This is a genomic window from Algibacter sp. 2305UL17-15 (genome assembly GCF_040720935.1).
Lineage (GTDB): Bacteria > Bacteroidota > Bacteroidia > Flavobacteriales > Flavobacteriaceae > Jejuia.
On record NZ_JBFDAE010000007.1, the window covers coordinates 185703 to 205751 of the forward strand.

Annotated in this window: 19 protein-coding genes; all 19 read left to right on the top strand. The window is 36.2% G+C overall.

The annotated features are described in order from the left end of the window. The first annotated feature begins 195 nt into the window (after positions 1-195). The 19 genes from ABXQ82_RS09645 to ABXQ82_RS09735 all read left to right on the top strand — a co-directional run bounded on the left by ABXQ82_RS09645 (position 196) and on the right by ABXQ82_RS09735 (position 20029). The gene (locus ABXQ82_RS09645; protein WP_367058428.1) at positions 196-1164 is read left to right on the top strand and encodes a sugar phosphate isomerase/epimerase family protein; all 969 of its coding nucleotides are present in this window, start codon (positions 196-198) and stop codon (positions 1162-1164) included. Between the two features lie 26 nt (positions 1165-1190). Continuing rightward, positions 1191-2363 carry an MFS transporter gene (locus ABXQ82_RS09650; RefSeq protein WP_367058431.1) on the top strand — a complete coding sequence of 391 codons (1173 nt, stop codon included), beginning with the start codon at positions 1191-1193 and terminating at the stop codon, positions 2361-2363. 6 nt (positions 2364-2369) lie between these two features. Continuing rightward, positions 2370-3515, top strand: coding sequence for a Gfo/Idh/MocA family oxidoreductase (locus tag ABXQ82_RS09655; RefSeq protein WP_367058434.1), 1146 nt, complete (start codon positions 2370-2372; stop codon positions 3513-3515). Between the two features lie 161 nt (positions 3516-3676). Next, on the top strand, positions 3677-4729 hold the full coding sequence (locus ABXQ82_RS09660) for a sugar phosphate isomerase/epimerase (protein ID WP_367058437.1): 1053 nt from the start codon (positions 3677-3679) through the stop codon (positions 4727-4729). A gap of 12 nt (positions 4730-4741) precedes the next feature. Continuing rightward, complete coding sequence (locus ABXQ82_RS09665) at positions 4742-5545, top strand: DUF1080 domain-containing protein (protein WP_367058440.1); 804 nt, start codon at positions 4742-4744, stop codon at positions 5543-5545. 27 nt (positions 5546-5572) lie between these two features. After that, the gene (locus tag ABXQ82_RS09670) at positions 5573-6370 is read left to right on the top strand and encodes a hypothetical protein (RefSeq protein ID WP_367058443.1); all 798 of its coding nucleotides are present in this window, start codon (positions 5573-5575) and stop codon (positions 6368-6370) included. Between the two features lie 490 nt (positions 6371-6860). Continuing rightward, positions 6861-7478 carry a GNAT family N-acetyltransferase gene (locus ABXQ82_RS09675; RefSeq protein WP_367058446.1) on the top strand — a complete coding sequence of 206 codons (618 nt, stop codon included), beginning with the start codon at positions 6861-6863 and terminating at the stop codon, positions 7476-7478. Positions 7479-7515: 37 nt separating this feature from the next. Further along, positions 7516-8691 carry an argininosuccinate synthase domain-containing protein gene (locus tag ABXQ82_RS09680; protein WP_367058449.1) on the top strand — a complete coding sequence of 392 codons (1176 nt, stop codon included), beginning with the start codon at positions 7516-7518 and terminating at the stop codon, positions 8689-8691. Between the two features lie 135 nt (positions 8692-8826). Further along, positions 8827-9810, top strand: coding sequence for an N-acetyl-gamma-glutamyl-phosphate reductase (argC, locus tag ABXQ82_RS09685; protein WP_367058452.1), 984 nt, complete (start codon positions 8827-8829; stop codon positions 9808-9810). A gap of 205 nt (positions 9811-10015) precedes the next feature. Continuing rightward, the gene (gene proC / locus ABXQ82_RS09690; protein WP_367058455.1) at positions 10016-10804 is read left to right on the top strand and encodes a pyrroline-5-carboxylate reductase; all 789 of its coding nucleotides are present in this window, start codon (positions 10016-10018) and stop codon (positions 10802-10804) included. 7 nt (positions 10805-10811) lie between these two features. Next, positions 10812-11936, top strand: a complete 1125-nt coding sequence (locus ABXQ82_RS09695) for an aminotransferase class III-fold pyridoxal phosphate-dependent enzyme (RefSeq protein WP_367058458.1) — start codon at positions 10812-10814, stop codon at positions 11934-11936. Positions 11937-12145: 209 nt separating this feature from the next. Then, positions 12146-13339 (top strand): glutamate-5-semialdehyde dehydrogenase, encoded by a 1194-nt coding sequence (locus ABXQ82_RS09700; protein WP_367058461.1) that lies wholly within the window; start codon positions 12146-12148, stop codon positions 13337-13339. Positions 13340-13429: 90 nt separating this feature from the next. Next, on the top strand, positions 13430-14191 hold the full coding sequence (proB, locus tag ABXQ82_RS09705; RefSeq protein WP_367058464.1) for a glutamate 5-kinase: 762 nt from the start codon (positions 13430-13432) through the stop codon (positions 14189-14191). Between the two features lie 60 nt (positions 14192-14251). Beyond that, on the top strand, positions 14252-15193 hold the full coding sequence (locus ABXQ82_RS09710) for an N-acetylornithine carbamoyltransferase (protein WP_367058467.1): 942 nt from the start codon (positions 14252-14254) through the stop codon (positions 15191-15193). A gap of 99 nt (positions 15194-15292) precedes the next feature. Beyond that, a complete protein-coding gene (gene argB, locus ABXQ82_RS09715; RefSeq protein WP_367058470.1) occupies positions 15293-16069 on the top strand; it encodes an acetylglutamate kinase in 777 nt (258 codons plus the stop codon). Position 16070: 1 nt separating this feature from the next. Then, positions 16071-17144, top strand: a complete 1074-nt coding sequence (locus tag ABXQ82_RS09720; RefSeq protein WP_367058473.1) for a M20 family metallo-hydrolase — start codon at positions 16071-16073, stop codon at positions 17142-17144. A 161-nt stretch (positions 17145-17305) separates the two neighbouring features. Then, a complete protein-coding gene (gene argH / locus ABXQ82_RS09725; RefSeq protein ID WP_367058476.1) occupies positions 17306-18580 on the top strand; it encodes an argininosuccinate lyase in 1275 nt (424 codons plus the stop codon). Positions 18581-18826: 246 nt separating this feature from the next. Then, complete coding sequence (locus ABXQ82_RS09730; RefSeq protein WP_367058479.1) at positions 18827-19189, top strand: hypothetical protein; 363 nt, start codon at positions 18827-18829, stop codon at positions 19187-19189. A 60-nt stretch (positions 19190-19249) separates the two neighbouring features. Then, positions 19250-20029 (top strand): alpha/beta fold hydrolase, encoded by a 780-nt coding sequence (locus ABXQ82_RS09735; protein WP_367058482.1) that lies wholly within the window; start codon positions 19250-19252, stop codon positions 20027-20029. Positions 20030-20049 lie beyond the last annotated feature (20 nt).

Here is a 20049-nt window from a genome sequence, read left to right on the forward strand (position 1 = left end):
AAAAGTTAAACAAGAATTTAATAAAGATTAAGGTTTATTTTTATTAATAATGCAGAAAATAATAAAAATTTTTATAATAAATGGAAAATTAACTATTTTGCAGTTGAGAAATGTTTAAATTCTTTCAGTAGAATAAACATTATAGATTTTATTTCCTTATTTATTTCAATTTTAATAACAAAAGAGACAACTTTTATGAAGCGTAGAGATTTTATTGTAAAAACTTCCCAAACTAGTTTGGCATTATCGGCTTTAGGACTTTATGCTTGTAAAGATTCAAAAGAGAAAAAGATATCGAAACAGGATGTACTTGAAACTATTGAAAAATCGGGAGAATTGTTCTTCAGGATTTCTCTTGCTGAGTGGTCTTTTCACAGGGCTATACAAAGTGGAAAAATGGATAACTTAGATTTTGCTGCAAAATCCAGAAGTATGGGTTGTGAAGGTGTCGAATATGTGAATGGGTTTTTTAAGGACAAGGCAAAAGACATGTCCTATTTAAAAGACATGAAAACCCGTGCCAATTCTGAAGGTCAGCAAAATGTGTTGATTATGATAGATGGCGAGGGGAATCTAGCTGATGCAGATACTTCAAAGCGATTGAAAGCGATTGAAAATCATCACAAATGGGTGGAAGCGGCACATTTTTTAGGCTGTCATGCTATTCGTGTGAATTTGGCTGGTGGACATGAAAAAGAGGAAGCCGTAAAATCTGCTGTTGACTCTTTAGAAAAATTAGCAGAATTTGCGAAAGGTTCAAATATTAATATCTTGGTTGAAAATCATGGTGGTTTTTCTTCAAACGGCGAATGGATGACCGATGTGTTTTCAAAAGTGGAACATGACAACTGTGGCACATTACCGGATTTTGGAAATTTCTGTATTAAAAAAGATAAAGATCGTAAGTGTGTAGAAGCCTATGACAAGTATAAAGGCATGCAAGAATTATTGCCGTTTGCAAAAGCGGTAAGTGCAAAATCTTATGAATTTGATAATGAAGGCAACGAAACCACAATAGATTACCACCGTATGATGAAAATGGTAAAAGATGTTGGCTATAAGGGTTTCGTAGGGATTGAATTTGAAGGCCACGGCATATCAGAGGAAGCAGGGGTAAAAGCGACAAGGGATTTGCTCCTAAAAGTAGGCAAACAACTGTCTTAACACAAACTAACCAAACCAAAATATACATGGAACAGATAAATAAAAATAGATTATTTCTAGCCAGTTGTTTAGCCTTAATTACTACCGCAATGACGTTTGCTATCCGCGCACGTTTAGAAACAGTTTTTGGGCCAGAGGGCGTAGGGCTTACACTCGAACAAATAGGCTATGCTTTTGCGCCTGCTTTTTTTGGGTTTACCATAGCCATGATTATTGGAGGGCCGCTGGTTGATTTGTTGGGGATTAAAAAAATAACGTGGATGGCGTTTTTAACCCATGCTATTGGTATTGTGTTAACACTTATGGCAGATTCTATGACGTCTCTTTTTATAGCCACTTTATTTATAGGTATTGGTAACGGTTTTGTGGAAGCCGCGCTAAACCCTATGATAGCCTCAATGTATCCCAATCAAAAAACCAAAATGCTGAATAGATTTCATGTATGGTTTCCTGGAGGCATTGTAATTGGCGCCATTTTAGGCTGGTTAATTATGGACGTTTTGGGCTTAAGTTGGGAAATTATGGTAGGCACATTATTCATTCCATTGGTTATTTATGGGCTGCTGTTTTTTGGTCAAAAAATTCCTGTTACAGAACGTGTTCAGTTGGGCATTAGCAATAAAAAGATGTTTTCAAGTGTTTTAAAACCACTATTTTTATTCATGGTTGCTTGCATGTTTTTGACCGCTGCTTCAGAATTGGGGACAACACAACGTATCGAATCGCTTCTTAAAGAATCGGTTTCTGCGCCGTTGTTGGTACTCGCATTTATAAATGGTATCATGGCGTTGGGTAGGTTATCTGCTGGTCAAGTAGTCCATAAACTAAAACCTTCGGGTATGTTGTTATATTCTGCTATTTTTACATTTATCGGTTTATGGATGCTTACGGTTACTAGTGGCGGGATGACCTTTGTTGCAGCAGCAGTTTTTGCCATTGGGGTTACATTCTTTTGGCCAACCATGTTAGGGTTTGTAGCCGAATATTTGCCGGAAACTGGCGCACTCGGACTCTCAGTAATGGGAGGCGCAGGCATGTTCTCAGTATCAATTGTATTGCCAATTATGGGAAACCTCATGGATAATGCAAGTGCTTCGGAAGCGTTAAGAACTATGTCTATTTTGCCTGCAATTTTAATTGTGGCATTTTTAGGATTACATATTTATATGAGAAAACAATACAAAATTTCAGAAGCCTAATAAACTATGAGTAGAAAATTAAGAATGGGAATGGTTGGTGGAGGCACCGGCTCATTCATTGGAGATGTCCATAGAAGAGCAGCGGCAATTGATGGCATGATTGAATTGGTGTGTGGTGCATTTAGCAGTACCGCGGAAAAATCCATTGCATCAGGAATAACCTTAAATTTAGAAGAAAGTAGATGTTATGGTACTTTTGAAGAGATGATTCAAAAGGAAAAAGAATTGCCTGAAGCCATCCGAATGGATTTTGTAGCGATTGTAACGCCAAATCATATGCACTTTCCGCCAGCAAAAATGGCTTTGGAAAATGGCTTTCATGTGGTATGTGATAAACCGGTAGCGTTGACTTTGGAAGAAGCAGAAGCACTTCAGAATATAGTTGAAAAAAGTGGAAAACTATTTGCATTGACCCACAATTATACAGGCAATTCCATGGTAAAACAAGCGAAAGCCATGGTCGCCAAAGGAGAATTGGGGAAAATCAGAAAAATACAAGCACAATATCTTCAAGGTTGGTTGTCCACCTCTTTGGAAAAAACAGGACAAAAACAAGCCGCTTGGAGAATTGATCCCAAAAAATCTGGAATTGGCGGTGCTTTAGGGGATATCGGAACACATGCTGAAAATTTAATAGAATACATCACAGGTTTAAAAATAGAAGAAATTGCTGCCGATTTAGGAAAATTTGGGGAAGGTCGCATTTTGGATGATGATGGCAATATGCTGATACGTATGGAGAATGGTGCAAAGGGCAGTATTTCTATTTCGCAAATTGCTTTAGGCGAAGAAAATAATTTGGCAATTAAAGTGTATGGCACCAAAGGAAGTTTGGAATGGCATCAAGAAAACCCGAATGAATTAATAACACGTTGGTTGGAAGCACCTAAAAAAATATTCACCCCAAATGGTAATGGTTTACATGAAGAAGCGTTGGAAGTTTCCAGAATTCCAGCAGGTCATCCAGAAGGGTATTTAGAAGCATTTGCGACGATTTACAAAAAATTCGCAACACATTTATCTGCCATTAATAATGGTGAAACCATAGAAAAACTAGATTACCCAACAGTTGAAGACGGCATCCGAGGTATGAAATTTATTTATGCTGCGGTTGAAAGTGATTCCAATAATTCAGCGTGGACAAAAATTTAAAAACAGAATCCAGACCTGTCAGGTTTTTAAAACCTGACAGGTCTCAAAATAAAATTGGCGTTACCGAGACATCGGGAATCTATAAAAATAAAGTATAATATTAAAGTACTCAGTTTCTCCCCCATGGGGAGGTTAGGAGGGCTTTTAGTTAGGTAGAGATTATGAAAACATTAAAAGGGCCAGCAGTATTTTTGGCACAATTTGCAGGAAGCGAAGCACCATTCAATTCGTTAGATGGGATGTGCAAATGGGCTGCCGATTTAGGGTATAAAGGCATACAAATCCCAACATGGGAAACGAATTTGATTGATATTGAAAAAGCTGCCGAAAGCCAGACCTATTGTGATGAACTAAAAGGAAAAGTAAACTCGTACGGCTTGGAAATTACCGAATTATCGACCCATTTACAGGGGCAATTGGTAGCAGTAAATCCAGCTTACGATACCATGTTTGATGGTTTTGCACCAGAGCATGTTAGAAAAAATCCAAAAGCAAGAACGGAATGGGCGATAGATTTTGTTAAGAAATCAGGAACTGCAAGTGCAAGATTAGGGTTGAAATCCCATGCAACGTTTTCAGGAGCGTTGATGTGGCACACCGTATATCCTTGGCCACAGCGACCAAACGGATTGGTAGAAATGGGCTTTGCGGAATTAGCAAAACGATGGACACCGATTTTAAATCATTTTGATGAAAAAGGGGTTGATGTGTGTTATGAAATCCATCCGGGCGAAGATTTACACGATGGGATTTCATTTGAGCGTTTTTTAGAAGCTACAGGAAACCATAAGCGAGCAAATATATTGTACGACCCTAGTCATTTTGTGTTACAACATTTAGATTATTTGACGTTTATAGATTATTATCACGAAAGGATTAAAGCATTTCATGTAAAAGATGCAGAATTTAATCCGACCGGAAAACAAGGAGTTTACGGCGGTTATTCCGATTGGAAAGATCGTGCAGGACGTTTTAGATCTTTGGGCGACGGACAAGTAGATTTTAAAAGCATTTTTTCAAAACTAACGAAGTATGACTGTGATGTTTGGGCGGTTATGGAATGGGAATGTTGTATAAAATCATCCGAACAAGGCGCAAGAGAAGGTGCCCCATTCATTCAAAAACATATTATTGAAGCGGCAGAACGCAGTTTTGATGATTTTGCAGGTGGAGATATTGATGAAGGGCATTTGAAATCAATTTTGGGAATTTAAACTGAACTACAAATGAAAAGAATTTTAATTTTGTTAATAGGCCTTTCGCTTTTTTCCTGTAATCAAAAGCAAAAAGAATCAAAAGAGATTTCAAAAGATCAGACAGATGAAGTGTTAGTAGAGCCAACAACTCCAGAAGAAACCGAATTCTACGAACCAGTACCGCCAACAGTAAATCCAACGGGACAAAACGGAGTGCCTAGTGATGCTATTGTATTGTTTGATGGCACTAGTTTGGAGGAATGGGTGCGCTCTAAAGATAAGGCTGAAGCAACGTGGATTTTAAATGAACAGGAAAAAAGTATGATTGTCCATCGTGCCGATGATAGCATTAATGCAACTATTCAAACTAAAAAGAAGTTTGGTTCTGTACAGCTTCATCTGGAATGGAAATCTCCTGAGCATATAAAAGGAGACGGGCAAAACCGTGGCAATAGCGGCGTGTTTCTTCAAGGAAAATACGAGGTGCAAATTTTGGATAACAATGACAATGATACTTATGTAAACGGGCAGGTTGGGTCGGTTTATAAACAATCCGTTCCGTTGGCAAAAGCCTCAGTTCCAACAGGGGAGTGGAATACTTACGATATTATTTACCATGCGCCAGAATTTAATGACGAAGGCGAAAAAACTAAATCAGCCACCATAACGGTGATGCACAATGGTGTGTTGGTTCAAGATCATTTCGAAATAAAAGGGACAACCGAATATATTGGTTGGCCCAAAAACAAACCTCATGGCAAAGGACCAATTGTGTTACAAGACCATGATAGCCCTGTGAGTTATAGGAATATTTGGGTTCGAGAAATTAAGTAATAAATAGAAAAATTAAATTTCTAACTATTGGGAGATATTTTTGATATTATCATTGCGGTTCTTGTATTCACGATTTTTATACTTTTAATTCGCTTAGCTTTTACTTACAAAACTAAAAGTGAAAGAGAGTATGAGGAGAAACTCAAAAAAAGTTTAGCAGACGAATATATTATTGACCCAGAAACAGGTGCTAAATTAACATTGGAACAAGCTGAGTCTGGATATTGGGTTGCACATGATAATGAGTTTAATACTGTTTCTGAAAAAGATATTGATAAACTACCTACCGAGGATGAGAAAATTGCCCATATTGCTTTAAACTATTTGAAAGGGAGTAGAAATTACATGAAAATTGAACTGTCTGAAATTCAGTTTAACGTTATAAAAGAGACTAAAATTTTAAACAGTTATGATGATTGGTCTTATTCAAATCCATTTAAATTTGAGAAAGGAATAGTCTTTCTTCCTGTTCCTGAGTTACATGGGAATAATCACTATCAAATTGATTATGCTGAATCTCATGTGATGTTTTGGGTTAATATTAAAAATATAAACGGACATTACCTGTTTCGGGAAAAGACATCTTCTGAGAAGTTTCTGGATTTATTAAGGAACGATGATGAAATAAAATTGCAAAATTACGAGTGCTTTACGTTTAAAAAAAGCTTGAGTTTTATTCTTATAAAACCAATAATTGAAAGTTTTAAAAATGAAAAAGGTCTAGAGGTTGAGCTTCATAATGATAATCTATTTATCAAAAACACCAAACTTGTTAATTTGAGTGATATAGAAAACATCGAAAAAATTATAAAACAAGTTTCTTAAACTCTAAACTGATGATTGTTTAGGGTAATTGTTTGAAATTTCAAGAGATGTGTCATGTATTTTTTTATCAAAACTTGTAATTTTTAAATTTTTTAAAACAAAACCTTGGAAAAAGCGAGATTTACACAATTTTTCTCAAAAACCATATCATTTTTAGGCGTTTATAAAATAAAGCCTTAGTTTTACACCATGGAAAATTTAAAAAATAAAATACGTTACGTGTTCCGCAGGTTGCCCGCAAGCAACCCCCGTCGCCGCTTTTAATCTTCATTTAAAGCAAAATAAGTACGTAATTTTAATTTTTTCATAGTGTCCAAAATTTTTTTCATAGTATATCAAAAGAGAGTTAATTTGTTAATTGACAATAATCCCATGCGCTGTATTTTTCCACGTCGCCCGCAAGGGTGTGTTTAATTTTATTGAACTAGGTGCGTCCAGTTCAGCAACTAAAAAAATAGAAAAGTAATAGACATTCAATACAAACTAAGATATGAAGGTTGTAATAGCTGATACATCACATATAAAATACGCAGAAATTATCTGTGAAACCATTGCGGAATCTGCAGCGGTAAGAGGTACTGGTATTGCTAAACGTACCCCAGAATATATTTCAACTAAAATGGAAAATGGCAATGCCGTTATTGCTTTAGATGGTGATAAATTTGCTGGATTTTGTTACATTGAGAGATGGGGACACGGTAAGTATGTTGCCAATTCAGGTCTGATTGTCCATCCAGATTATAGAGGGGCTGGACTTGCAAAACAAATAAAGCATAAGGTATTTGCGCATTCTAGAAAGAAATTTCCAGATGCTAAGGTCTTTAGTATTACCACCGGTTTTGCGGTTATGAAAATGAATACGGATTTGGGCTATAAACCTGTTCCTTTTTCAGAATTAACAGATGACCCAACATTTTGGGATGGCTGCCAAACCTGTAAAAACTATGATGTGTTGACCCGTACCAATCGAAAAATGTGTTTGTGTACAGGCATGCTTTACGACCCGAAAGCGATAAATAATTCCGAAGCAAAAAAAATAAAAGATAAAGTCTTTAAAAGATTAAAACATATTAAGGAAACCATGTTTCTGAAAAAAGATAAAAAGTAGATTACCGCCTTCGCGGAAATGACAAAAATATAGTGAAATGAAAAAATTAGTAATAGCATATAGTGGCGGTTTGGATACCTCGTATTGCGCAGTAAGTTTATCAAAGGAATATGATGTTCATGCCGTAAGTGTGAACACAGGAGGATTTACAGATGAAGAAATAAAACATATAGAAAGTAACGCTTATAAAATGGGCGTTTCAACCTATAAAAATATTGATGCAATTGCTACGTTTTACCAAAAAGTAGTAAAGTATTTGATATTTGGAAATGTATTAAAAAATAGTACGTATCCACTTTCCGTAAGTGCCGAACGTATCATTCAAGCCATCGAAATCATTGAATATGCAAAAAGCATAGGTGCCGAATATATTGCTCATGGCAGTACAGGTGCAGGAAACGACCAAGTACGTTTTGATATGATATTTCAAACATTGGCGCCAGGGATTAAAATTATCACACCGATTAGAGACCAGAAATTAACAAGACAAGAAGAAATAGACTATTTGAAATCTGAAGGTATTGATATGCCTTGGGAAAAATCAAAATATTCCGTAAACAAAGGACTTTGGGGCACAAGTGTTGGAGGTGTTGAAACTTTAGAATCTGAAAAACCATTACCTAGTGAAGCATATCCATCACAATTAGAAAAAGATGGTGAAGAAAAAGTGACTTTAACTTTCAAAAATGGTGAATTTACTGCTTTAAATGGCAAAGAAAATGCTCCTCAAATAAATATTGAAACCCTAAATGATATGGCTTCTAAATATGCCATTGGTAGAGATATTCATGTTGGAGATACCATTGTCGGTACCAAAGGGCGTGTTGGTTTTGAGGCTGCTGCTGCGTTAATTACTGTAAAAGCGCATCATTTATTAGAGAAGCATACCTTAACAAAATGGCAATTACAACATAAAGAATATGTATCTAGTTTCTATGGGATGCATTTGCATGAAGGCCAGTATTTAGACCCGGTAATGCGGGATATTGAAGCTTTTTTACAGAGTTCCCAAAAAATGGTTTCTGGAGATGTTGTTGTGAGTTTAAAACCATATCACTTTTCTTTAGACGGGATTGTTTCTAAGCATGATTTAATGTCGAGTAAGTTTAGTACTTATGGTGAGGAAAACAAAGCGTGGACAGCGGATGATGCTAAAGGGTTTATTAAAATTCTAGGAAATCAAAATAAAATATATAGACAAGTGAACTCATAATGCGTGTTTAAGGCCTGTCAGTCCCGACGCTTCGGGATTGAATCCCGAGGTTTGGGGACTGGGTTTAAAAAAAGTTAAACTTCATAAAGATCCTTCAGGTTTTAGAAACCTGAAGGGTCTGAAAAAAATATCAAAATGAAAAACATAAAAGCAGGAATAATAGGTGGTGCAGGTTACACGGCAGGAGAATTAATCAGGTTGTTAATCAATCATCCAAATACTGAAATCGATTTTGTGTTCAGCACAAGCAATGCTGGAAACAAGATTAGTAAAGTGCATCAAGATTTAGTGGGAAGTTTAGATTTGAAATTTACCGATACAGTAAATCCAGATGTTGACGTATTGTTTTTGTGTTTAGGTCATGGTAATTCGGTTAAATTTTTATCTGCGAATTCATTTTCGGACCCTACAAAAATTATCGATTTAGGAAACGATTTTAGATTAGAAGCTGATAAGGTTTTTAACGGAAAAACATTTGTGTATGGTTTACCGGAATTACAAAGAGACGACATAAAGTCCGCTAAATATATTGCAAATCCAGGATGTTTTGCAACTGCCATTCAATTAGGGTTATTGCCTTTGGCAGACGAAGGATTGTTGAATAAAGATGTGCATATCAATGCGGTAACAGGAGCAACGGGAGCAGGAACATCATTGTCTGCAACCACGCATTATACTTGGAGAGATAATAATTTTTCGTATTACAAACCGTTTACGCATCAGCATTTAGGGGAGATAAATCAGTCGGTAAATCAATTACAAAACGATTTTTCTTCGGAAATTATTTTTATGCCAAATAGGGGTAATTTTTCTAGAGGGATTTTTGCAACTATTTATACCGATTTTGAAGGTTCTGTTGAAGAAGCAAAAGAAATTTACACCTCTTTTTATAAAGACGCTAAATTTACGTTTGTATCTGATGAGTTTTTACATATGAAACAGGTAGTGAACACCAATAAATGTTTGGTGCATTTACTCAAACACAATGGTAAATTATTAATTACAAGTACTATTGATAATTTATTAAAAGGTGCTTCTGGACAGGCAGTTCAAAATATGAATTTAATGTTTGGTTTAGAAGAAACGACTGGATTAGGATTAAAAGCGACGTATTTCTAGAGCCCACCTAGCTTCCCCGAAGGGGAGGAATGGTTTGTGGCACAAAACGTTGACGGTGTGAAATAATATGAATAAGATCCTTTTCCAAAGAAGAGGAAACACAAGTGAGTAAGTGAAAAATTTAATAACTTAAAATAAAAGTGCTTTATTCCTCCCCCTTGGGGAGTCCCGATAGTTATCGGGGAAGAAGGGGCTTATTGTAATTATGAAAATAGCCATAATAGGTACAGGAAATTTAGGAAGCTCGATTGCAAAAGGGCTTATTGGTAGCAAATCGTTTACAACCTTGTATTTAAGTGATAGAAATACGATACAAGTTGATGCGTATAAAGACGTTAAAAATGTTACTGTTACAAACGATAATACGCTGGCGGTAATAAATAGCGATGTGGTAATTTTTGCCCTTCAGCCTAAGCATATTAATGGTGTCTTAGAAAGTGTGGCATCGAAAATTACAAGCAATCACGTGATAATGTCTGTTGCAGCAGGTGTTGAAATTTCTAGAATTGAAAAGTGTATTGGTAGCGACAAAACGATTATTCGTGTGATGCCCAATACCGCGATTTCTATTGGAAAATCTATGACCTGTTTGGCAGGAAATTCGAAAGGGATTGCGAAGATGGATTTTGCTAAAGGTATTTTTGATTTGCTTGGAACAACGATGGTCATTCCAGAAGAACAAATACAGGCCGCAACAGTTATTTGTGCTAGTGGTATTGCCTTTTGGATGCGTTTGGTGCGTGCAACTTCGCAAGGTGCCATCCAACTGGGTTTTGAAGCTAAAGAAGCGCATGAATTGGCGTTGCAAACCTGTTATGGTGCTGTGAGTTTATTGTTGGAATCTGGAAGACATCCTGAGGAAGAAATAGATCGTGTTACAACACCAAGTGGTTGTACTATCGAGGGTTTAAACGAGATGGAACACCAAGGTTTAAGCTCCTCTTTAATTAAAGGAATTAACGCGTCTTTTGAAAAAATTAATCAATTAAAATAGAATTAAAATGCCATTATTTGACGTTTATCCATTATATAATGTAACTCCGGTTTCGGGAAAAGGCATCCATGTTTATGATGACAAGGGTATTGAGTATTTAGATCTTTACGGAGGGCATGCTGTAATTTCAATTGGGCATGCGCATCCTAATTATGTTAAGGCAATTACGCATCAAGTGGAGACTTTAGGTTTTTATTCCAACGCAATTCAGAATCCGTTACAAGTGGAGTTAGCCGATAAGTTAGAAGCACTTTCTGGTTGTGAAGACTATGAATTGTTTTTATGTAATTCCGGAGCTGAAGCCAATGAAAATGCTTTGAAATTAGCATCTTTTAAAACAGGAAAAAAGCGGGTTGTGGCTTTTAGTAATGGGTTTCACGGACGTACGTCGGCAGCTGTTGCAGCAACCGATAATAAAAGTATTATTGCACCAATTAATGCACAACAAGCCGTAACTATTTTGCCTTTAAATGATATTGAAGGTGTGAAGGCTGAATTAGAAAAAGGAGATGTTTGTGCTGTTATTGTTGAGTTTATTCAGGGTGTTGGTGGTTTAGATCAGGGTTCAGCAGAATTCTTTGAAGCAATTGATAAACTTTGTAAAGCAAACAATACGATGTTTATTGCAGATGAGGTACAATCGGGTTACGGTAGGTCTGGGAAGTTTTTTGCATTTCAGCATTATAACGTAGCGCCAGATATTATTTCTATCGCCAAAGGCATGGGGAACGGATTCCCTATTGGAGGGATTTTAATTCATCCGGATATTGAATCTAAACATGGTATGCTAGGAACGACTTTTGGAGGAAATCACCTAGCTTGTGTTGCTGGTTTAGCGGTTTTAAATACGATTGAAGATGAAAATTTGATAGACAATGTAAATGCCATGTCTGAGTATTTTATTTCGATAGCTAAAACCATTCCTCAGATAAAAAATATTAAAGGAAGAGGTTTGATGATTGGTTTAGAATTCGATTTTGAAGTTGGTGACCTACGCAAAGATTTAATTTACAATTATAAGATATTTACCGGAGGCGCGGCTAATAAGAAGTTGTTGAGGATTTTACCGCCATTAAATATTGAGAGACAGCATATTGATCAATTTTTTGAAGCTTTGAAGAAAGCTTTGTAGAAGCTGAAGATTTTTATCACGCAAAGCCGCAAGGGCGCAAAGAAATTGAGCGTAAAATGAAGGTAAAATAAGTTGATAAATGTTGATTAACGAACAACGATTAACGATTTTTGAATACTGAATACTGAATACTGAATACTGAATACTGAATACTGAATACTGAATACTGAATACTGAATACTGAATACTGAATACTGAATACTGAAAAAATGAACACCCTATTATCCATAGAAAAAAGAAACGCTGTTTTACTTAAAATGGCAGAACTTTTAGAACAAGAACGTCAAGCAATAATTACTATAAACAAGACAGATTTAGAAGCTTACAAAGGCGACGACATTTCGATGTTTGATCGTTTAAAAGTTGATGATTCTAAGGTCGATGAAATGATTAAATCCGTAACACATTTGGCATCGCAAGAAGATCCGGTTGGTGTGGAGCGTTTTAGTTTTAAACACGATAATGGGATGCAAGTCTATAATAAAACGGCATCGTTTGGAACGGTGTTGATTATTTATGAATCGCGTCCAGATGTTACTGTAGAGGCTGCTGGTATTGCATTTAAATCAGGTAATAAAATATTATTAAAAGGTGGGAAGGAATCTTTAAATTCAAACTTAAAAATTGTTGCATTGTGGCATCAGGCTTTGAAAGAAGAAGGCGCATCTACCGATTGGGTAGAATATTTACAATTCAACAGAACCGAAACACAAGCCTTTTTAGAAAAACCAACCCAAAAAGTCGATTTGATCGTACCTCGTGGTGGCGAACGTTTAATTGCTTTTGTAAAGCAACATGCTACTTGTCCTGTAATTATTAGTGGTCGTGGCAATAACTTTGTATATGTGCATAAGGAAGCGGATTTAGATATTGCTTTGGATGTGATTCTCAATGGGAAATCAAAAATATCTGCGTGTAATGCTGTCGATAAAGTCTTAATTGATGAACATCTGCCGAATAAAGAAGAATTTATAAAACGGTTAATTTCAAAATTAAAAGCATTTAATATTGAAATTATTGGCGATAAGTCCACCTCTAAATTTGAAGAAATCAAACCTTTTGAATCTGACGATATTTGGTATCAAGAGTTTCTGGATTATAAAATTCTTATTGGAGAAATTGGGTCTAATGCAGAAACCATTGCCATGATAAATAAGTATTCTGGCGGACATTCATCAGTAATTGTCACAACAAACGAAACTGAAGCTAAACATTTTATGGAAAATGTAGATACTGCTGCGGTCTATCATAATGCATCCACGCGTTTTACAGATGGCGGACAATTAGGACTGGGTGGCGAATTGGCGATCAGTACAGATAAATTACACCAACGCGGGCCAATTGGTTTACAGCATTTGGTAACCAATAAATGGTATGTTCACGGAAACGGACAAATAAGATAAGGTGCAGGCCCATAATGGGCATTTAAGAAATAAGTCAGTATTCATCAATATCAACGAAAGATAAACTAGAACTGGTGAAGTTTTAAATAAATGAAAAAGAAACGCATATTACTAAAAGTAGGTTCTAACACGCTTACTAAAGAAACCGATAATATATCAAGAGGGAAAATTGAAGATATGGCAAATCAAATTGCAAAACTTCAAGAAAGCTGTGAGTTTATTATTGTGAGTTCTGGCGCTATAGCGGTTGCCAAACAGTTTGTGAAATTGGAAAGTAAACGCAAGGAGATTTTCGTAAAACAAGCTCTGGCTTCAATTGGTCAGCCTCATTTAATCCGTATTTATCAGGAGATTTTTAGAGAGTATGGCTTATTGAGTTCGCAATGCTTATTGTCGTATTCAGATTTTGAAAAGAAAGAAAGCAGAACCAATATTATGAACACGATCAATGTTTTGGTAAATAATAATTACATTCCGATTATTAATGAAAATGATACGGTTGCGACAGACGAAATCAAATTTGGTGATAATGATAAGCTAGGGGCTTTAACAGCTTCACTTTTAAATGTAGATTTGTTTATCATTGCAACCAATACAAACGGTATTTACACCAAAACATCCATGGAAAATGGGACACCTAAAACGATTGAAACCGTTTTAGATTTTGATGAATTGAGACAGCAAGTAGTGAATTCTAAATCATCACATGGTAGTGGTGGGATGCAGTCTAAAATTGAAGCGGCATCGGTGACCAAAAAAGCGAATATAGAAACTTGGATTGTAAACGGGTTGGAAGATGATTTTATAATAAATGCATTTGAAGATAAAGTGCCGTTTACTAAAATAAAATAAAAAATCCCAGACCTGTCAGGTTTTTAAAACCTGACAGGTCTAAAGAAGCGATTAAAAAAAATGAAACATTACACTTCCATACACGATATAGATAACATCAATTCTTGGATTGAAGAAGCGAAGCAATTAAAAGTAAATCCGCTTAAACATCATGAATTGGGTAAAAACAAGACCATTGGATTATTGTTTTTCAATTCTAGTTTACGTACCCGTTTAAGCACCCAAAAAGCAGCGTTGAATTTAGGGATGAACCCTATTGTGATGAACGTGTCAGGCGATGCTTGGGGTATCGAATTTGGAGACGGCACTATAATGAATGGCAATACAGCAGAACACATCAAAGAAGCCGCAGCGGTAGTTTCCCAGTATTGCGATATTATCGCCGTAAGAGCATTCCCGACGTTAACCGATAAGGTTAAAGATGAAAGTGAACATGTACTAAAATCATTTGTGAAATTCGCTTCCGTACCTATTGTAAACATGGAAAGTGCTACTGGACATCCATTGCAAGGATTAACCGATGCTATTACAATTTCAGAACATGCAAAAGTTGCACGTCCAAAAGTGGTTTTAAGTTGGGCACCGCATATTAAGGCTTTACCACATGCGGTAGCAAATAGTTTTGTGCAGGCGATGCAAAAAATGGATGTGGAATTTGTAATCGCAAACCCTGAAGGTTATGATTTAAACCCTGAAATTACAGGAAATACAGAAGTTTTTCACAATCAAGAAGCAGCATTTAAAGATGCCGATTTTGTCTATACTAAAAACTGGAGCAGTTATTCCGATTACGGAAAAGTTTTAAATAAAGAAACAGACTGGATGATTACCAAAGACAAAATAGGCGATGCTAAATTCATGCATTGTTTACCTGTAAGACGAAATGTTGTTGTGGAAGATGCGGTTTTGGATAGTGAGAGCTCTTTAGTAATTCAACAAGCCAATAATAGGACTTTTGCTGCACAATTGGTACTTAAAAAGATATTGGAAAGTAATAAGTAAGTTAACGTCATTGCGAATGAGGAACGATTGAAGCAATCTCTTCAAAAGAAACAGATTACTTCGTCATAAAAACTCCTCGTAATGACAAATTGAATTAGAATGGAAAAACTGTCAATTATAAAAATAGGAGGAAACATCATTGAAGATGATGCAGCCTTAAGCGCATTTCTAAAATTATTTTCAAACTTAAAAGGGCGAAAAATTTTGGTACATGGCGGCGGAAAACGTGCCACACATATCGCTTCTAAATTAGGGATTGCATCTAAAATGATAAATGGCAGACGCATTACGGATGCCGAAACCTTAAAAGTAATCACTATGGTTTACGGTGGTTTGGTTAACAAAAATGTGGTAGCGAAACTGCAGGCTTTAAACACCAATGCCATTGGATTGACTGGAGCGGATATAAATAGCATCAAATCTGAAAAACGACCGGTTAAAGAGATTGATTATGGTTTTGTTGGCGATGTTAAAAAAGTTGCTCACAAGGCTATCGATAAATTAATTCAAGCCGATTTCACACCAGTATTTTGTGCGATTACACACGATGGAAACGGACAACTCCTAAACACAAATGCAGACACGATAACGTCGCAAGTAGCAGTTGGGATGAGTAATTTATACGACACATCAATTTATTATTGTTTTGAATTGAATGGTGTTTTAGAAGATATCAACGATAAAAATTCAGTAATTAAACATATCGATTCCAAAATCTATAAAGAGCTGTTGGGTAAAGGTGTTATTGCAGATGGCATGCTGCCCAAATTAGAAAACTGTTTTGATGCTTTACGACATGGTGTCAATACGATAAACATGGGAAACACCGCGATGTTAACTCAAGAAAATGATAATTTCACTAAAATAACCTTATAACATGAGGCTAGAAGAATTAACAAACGATGCAATTTTACTTCTGAAAAAACTGATTGAAACACAATCGTTTTCTTCCGAAGAAAGCGTTACTGCATCACATATTGAAGATTGGTTTAAACGATATAATATTAGTTTTAAACGTACCAAAAATAACGTTTGGGCGATCAATAAACATTTTGACAATACTAAGCCAACACTATTATTAAATTCCCACCATGATACTGTAAAACCAAATTCAGCTTACACAAAAGATCCTTTTAAGGCAATTGTAGAAGATGGAAAATTATACGGTTTAGGAAGTAATGATGCAGGGGGGTGTTTGGTGTCGCTGATTGCAACATTTACTCATTTTTACAATCAAAAAGACTTAAAATACAATTTGGTCATTGTCGCTTCCGCGGAAGAAGAAAGCAGCGGTCCCAACGGATTAAATAGTATGTTGCCCATAATTCCGAAAGTTGATGTAGCGATTGTTGGAGAACCTACTTTAATGAATTTGGCAGTAGCTGAAAAAGGCTTGGTCGTTTTTGATGCAGTCATCGAAGGTACACCAAGTCATGCAGCACATCCAAACGATAATAACGCCATTTATAAAAGTATTGAAGCGTTAAAATGGTTCAAGGATTTTAAGTTTGAAAAGGGATCTGAAGCTTTAGGAGATGTAAAGTTAACGGTCACTCAAATTAATGCAGGGTCGCAACATAATGTGGTGCCAGGTCATGTAGATTTAGTGATTGATGTTCGTGTGAACGATGCTTATAGTAATAAGGAAGTCGCTAAGATTTTGCAAGAAAACGCACCTGTTACAAGTATCAAGCCACGTAGTTTGCACTTGAATTCATCATCAATTCCAATGGAACACGAATTAGTAAAAGCTGGTATAGCAATGGGAAGAACCACATACGGGTCGCCAACATTATCAGATCAGGCATGGTTGTCTTGTGCATCATTAAAGTTAGGACCTGGGGATAGTACACGTTCGCATTCAGCAGATGAATTTATTTATTTGAATGAAATTGAAGAAGGGATACAGATTTATGTGGAATTGTTGAATCGGGTATTAATTCCTGCGTAGGCAGGAATCTAAAATAGACCTGTCAGGTTTTATAAACCTGAAAGGTCTGGAAAGAGAAAATCTCCTATAAGGTTTCTAATCCCGATAGCCATCGGGACTTGTAGGTGTAAAATATTAACAATTAAAAATGAAGGTAGGGATTTCTGCCTTCGCAGAAATTTATGAAACTCTGGGACAAAGGCATATCAATAGATAAAAAAATAGAACAATTCACGGTTGGGAACGACCGGGAAATCGATATTCATATTGCAAAATACGACGTTATTGCATCAAAAGCGCATGCTAAAATGTTGGAAAGCATTGGCATTTTAACTTCAGAAGAATTAACAAAACTGCTGGGCGGTTTAGACGTTTTAGCCAATCAAATAGAGGCAGGTACGTTTGTGATTGATGACCAATTTGAAGATGTACATTCTAAAATAGAATTCGAACTCACAAAGTCTTTAGGCGACGTCGGAAAAAAAATCCATACCGCACGTTCTAGAAACGACCAAGTTTTAGTGGCTTGTCATTTGTACTACAAAGAAAATTTAAAGTTGATTCAAAAGAAAACAAAAACACTTTTCGATACGCTTTTAGGTTTAGCAGAAACGCATAAAAATAAAGTGCTTCCAGGCTATACACATTTGCAAGTAGCAATGCCATCATCATTTGGACTATGGTTTTCTGCCTATGCAGAATTGATGATTGATGACGTGTATTTTTTGAATGCAGCACTTAAATCGGTTGACCAAAATCCATTAGGTTCAGCAGCGGGTTATGGAAGTTCTTTTCCAATTGATAGGGAATTAACCACTAAAGAAATGGGTTTTGCAACCATGAAGTATAATGTGGTAGCCGCACAAATGGGGCGTGGTAAAAACGAACGAATTATTGCCGCAGCTTTCGGTGGCTTATGTGGAACTTTATCTCGTTTTGCAATGGATGTGTGTTTGTATATGAGTCAGAATTTCGGTTTTGTGTCCTTTCCAGATGAATTGACTACGGGGAGCAGTATTATGCCCCACAAAAAAAACCCAGATGTATTTGAATTGATTCGCGGTAAGTGCAACAAGATACAAGCCCTACAAACCGAAATGATTTTGATCACCAATAATCTGCCAAGTGGTTACCATAGGGATTTTCAATTGTTAAAGGAAAATATGATTGCTGCTTTTGAAGAGTTAAAAGATATTCTAGATATTTTTAATTTCTCTATTCAACAAATTATTGTGAAGGATATTGATGTACATAGCGATTTATACAAATACCTTTTTACAGTAGATAATATCAATACTTTGGTCGTTGAAGGACAAAGTTTCAGGGAAGCGTATCAGAAAATAGGCGGACAAGTACAAGATGGCACCTATGTTCCAGATACGTCTAAAAAGCATACACATGTGGGGAGTATTCATAACTTGTGTTTGGATAAGATTCGCGATAAGTTTCCGGACTAGTTTTGGTAAAATCATTCAAAAAAACCAGGACGTAAAGTTCTTGTTCAGTTTTTAGTTTTTTACATGCCTGGGTTATATTTATAATTCGTATAGACACGGTTGCATTAAAACTAAATTAAAAAGAAGACTTCCTTTTCCACGCACCTTGTTATTACGGGTCATGCCTCTTTAAAAACAACTTTAAAGCTAAAAACGACTACAGACGAAAATTGGGGCTTAAAAGTTATCATCAAGTAAAAAGCAGATGTGTCTAATGTTGGCGATATATACATGCAGGCAGAAATGTTTGTGGGTAAAGATCCAGATGGTTTCGTACGGTGGTATTGTTCCGATTATGTGGATTTAAATCCAAGGGAGTCTAAAACCATAACCGTAGATCTAGCTTGGACACCTTGGGCGTTTTCGCCACAACTTCATATAGTTGGTATGCGTGGGATTCCAGAGAAATTAAAAACAGATATTGATGCCATAGATGAAATATCATTTTGCTCCCGTTATGCCATTACAAACAACCAGTTTACCATTGATAATGTGAGCGCGGTTGGTAAATTAGAAGTACGAGAAACTACTTATGGGATGTATGAGTACCGAAATGGAAGCGAAGAGTAGATGCAAATATGATGATACGTTTTCTTAAAGCTACCCTAAAAATCACTAACTTTAGTCATTATGAAACAATTTATAACACTTTTTTTAAGTACTACTTTTATTTGGGTTTTTTTATTTACCACAGTTTGTTGTCAGTCATTACAAGCGCAAAAAACTGAAGTTAAACAAGTTTATGTTCTTGTGCATGGAACTTGGGGAGGAGGTTGGGCTTTTAAAGAAGTCGATTCGTTAATGACCTTTAAAAACGTAATTGTATATCGTCCAACATTAACAGGACAAGGCGAACGCGCGCATTTGGCATCCAATACGGTTGGTTTAGATACGCATATTATGGATATTGTAAATACGGTGCTTTTTGAAGATTTACACAATATTATTTTAGTAGGGCATAGTTACGGCGGAATGGTAGTTGCTGGTGTTGTCAATAAAATTCCAGAACGGATCAGTAAGCTTGTTTATTTGGATGCTGTGGTACCCGAAAATGGCGAAAGCTTAGTTACTGCAATGGGAGAGAATACACCACAAGGTCTTCTAGTAGAAGATGGTTTTTTAATACCGAAATGGGTGGCCAAAGATGCCAAGGCTCCCAAGGATGTACCGCACTCTTTAAAAACTTGGACAGACAAAATTGTTTTAGACAACCCCGATAGATTAAAAATACCAACAACCTTTATTTTGACTGTGGAAAAAGATAAAGACCCAAAAAAAGATGGATTTGCATCACAGGCAGAACGTGCTAAGAGTAAGGGATGGCCTGTTTTAATGTTGGAATCAGACCATAATGCACAATGGTCTGCGCCGAAGGAACTCACAGAGATGCTTTTAGAATTGGGAAAGTAGAGGATTGATTGCACTACTTT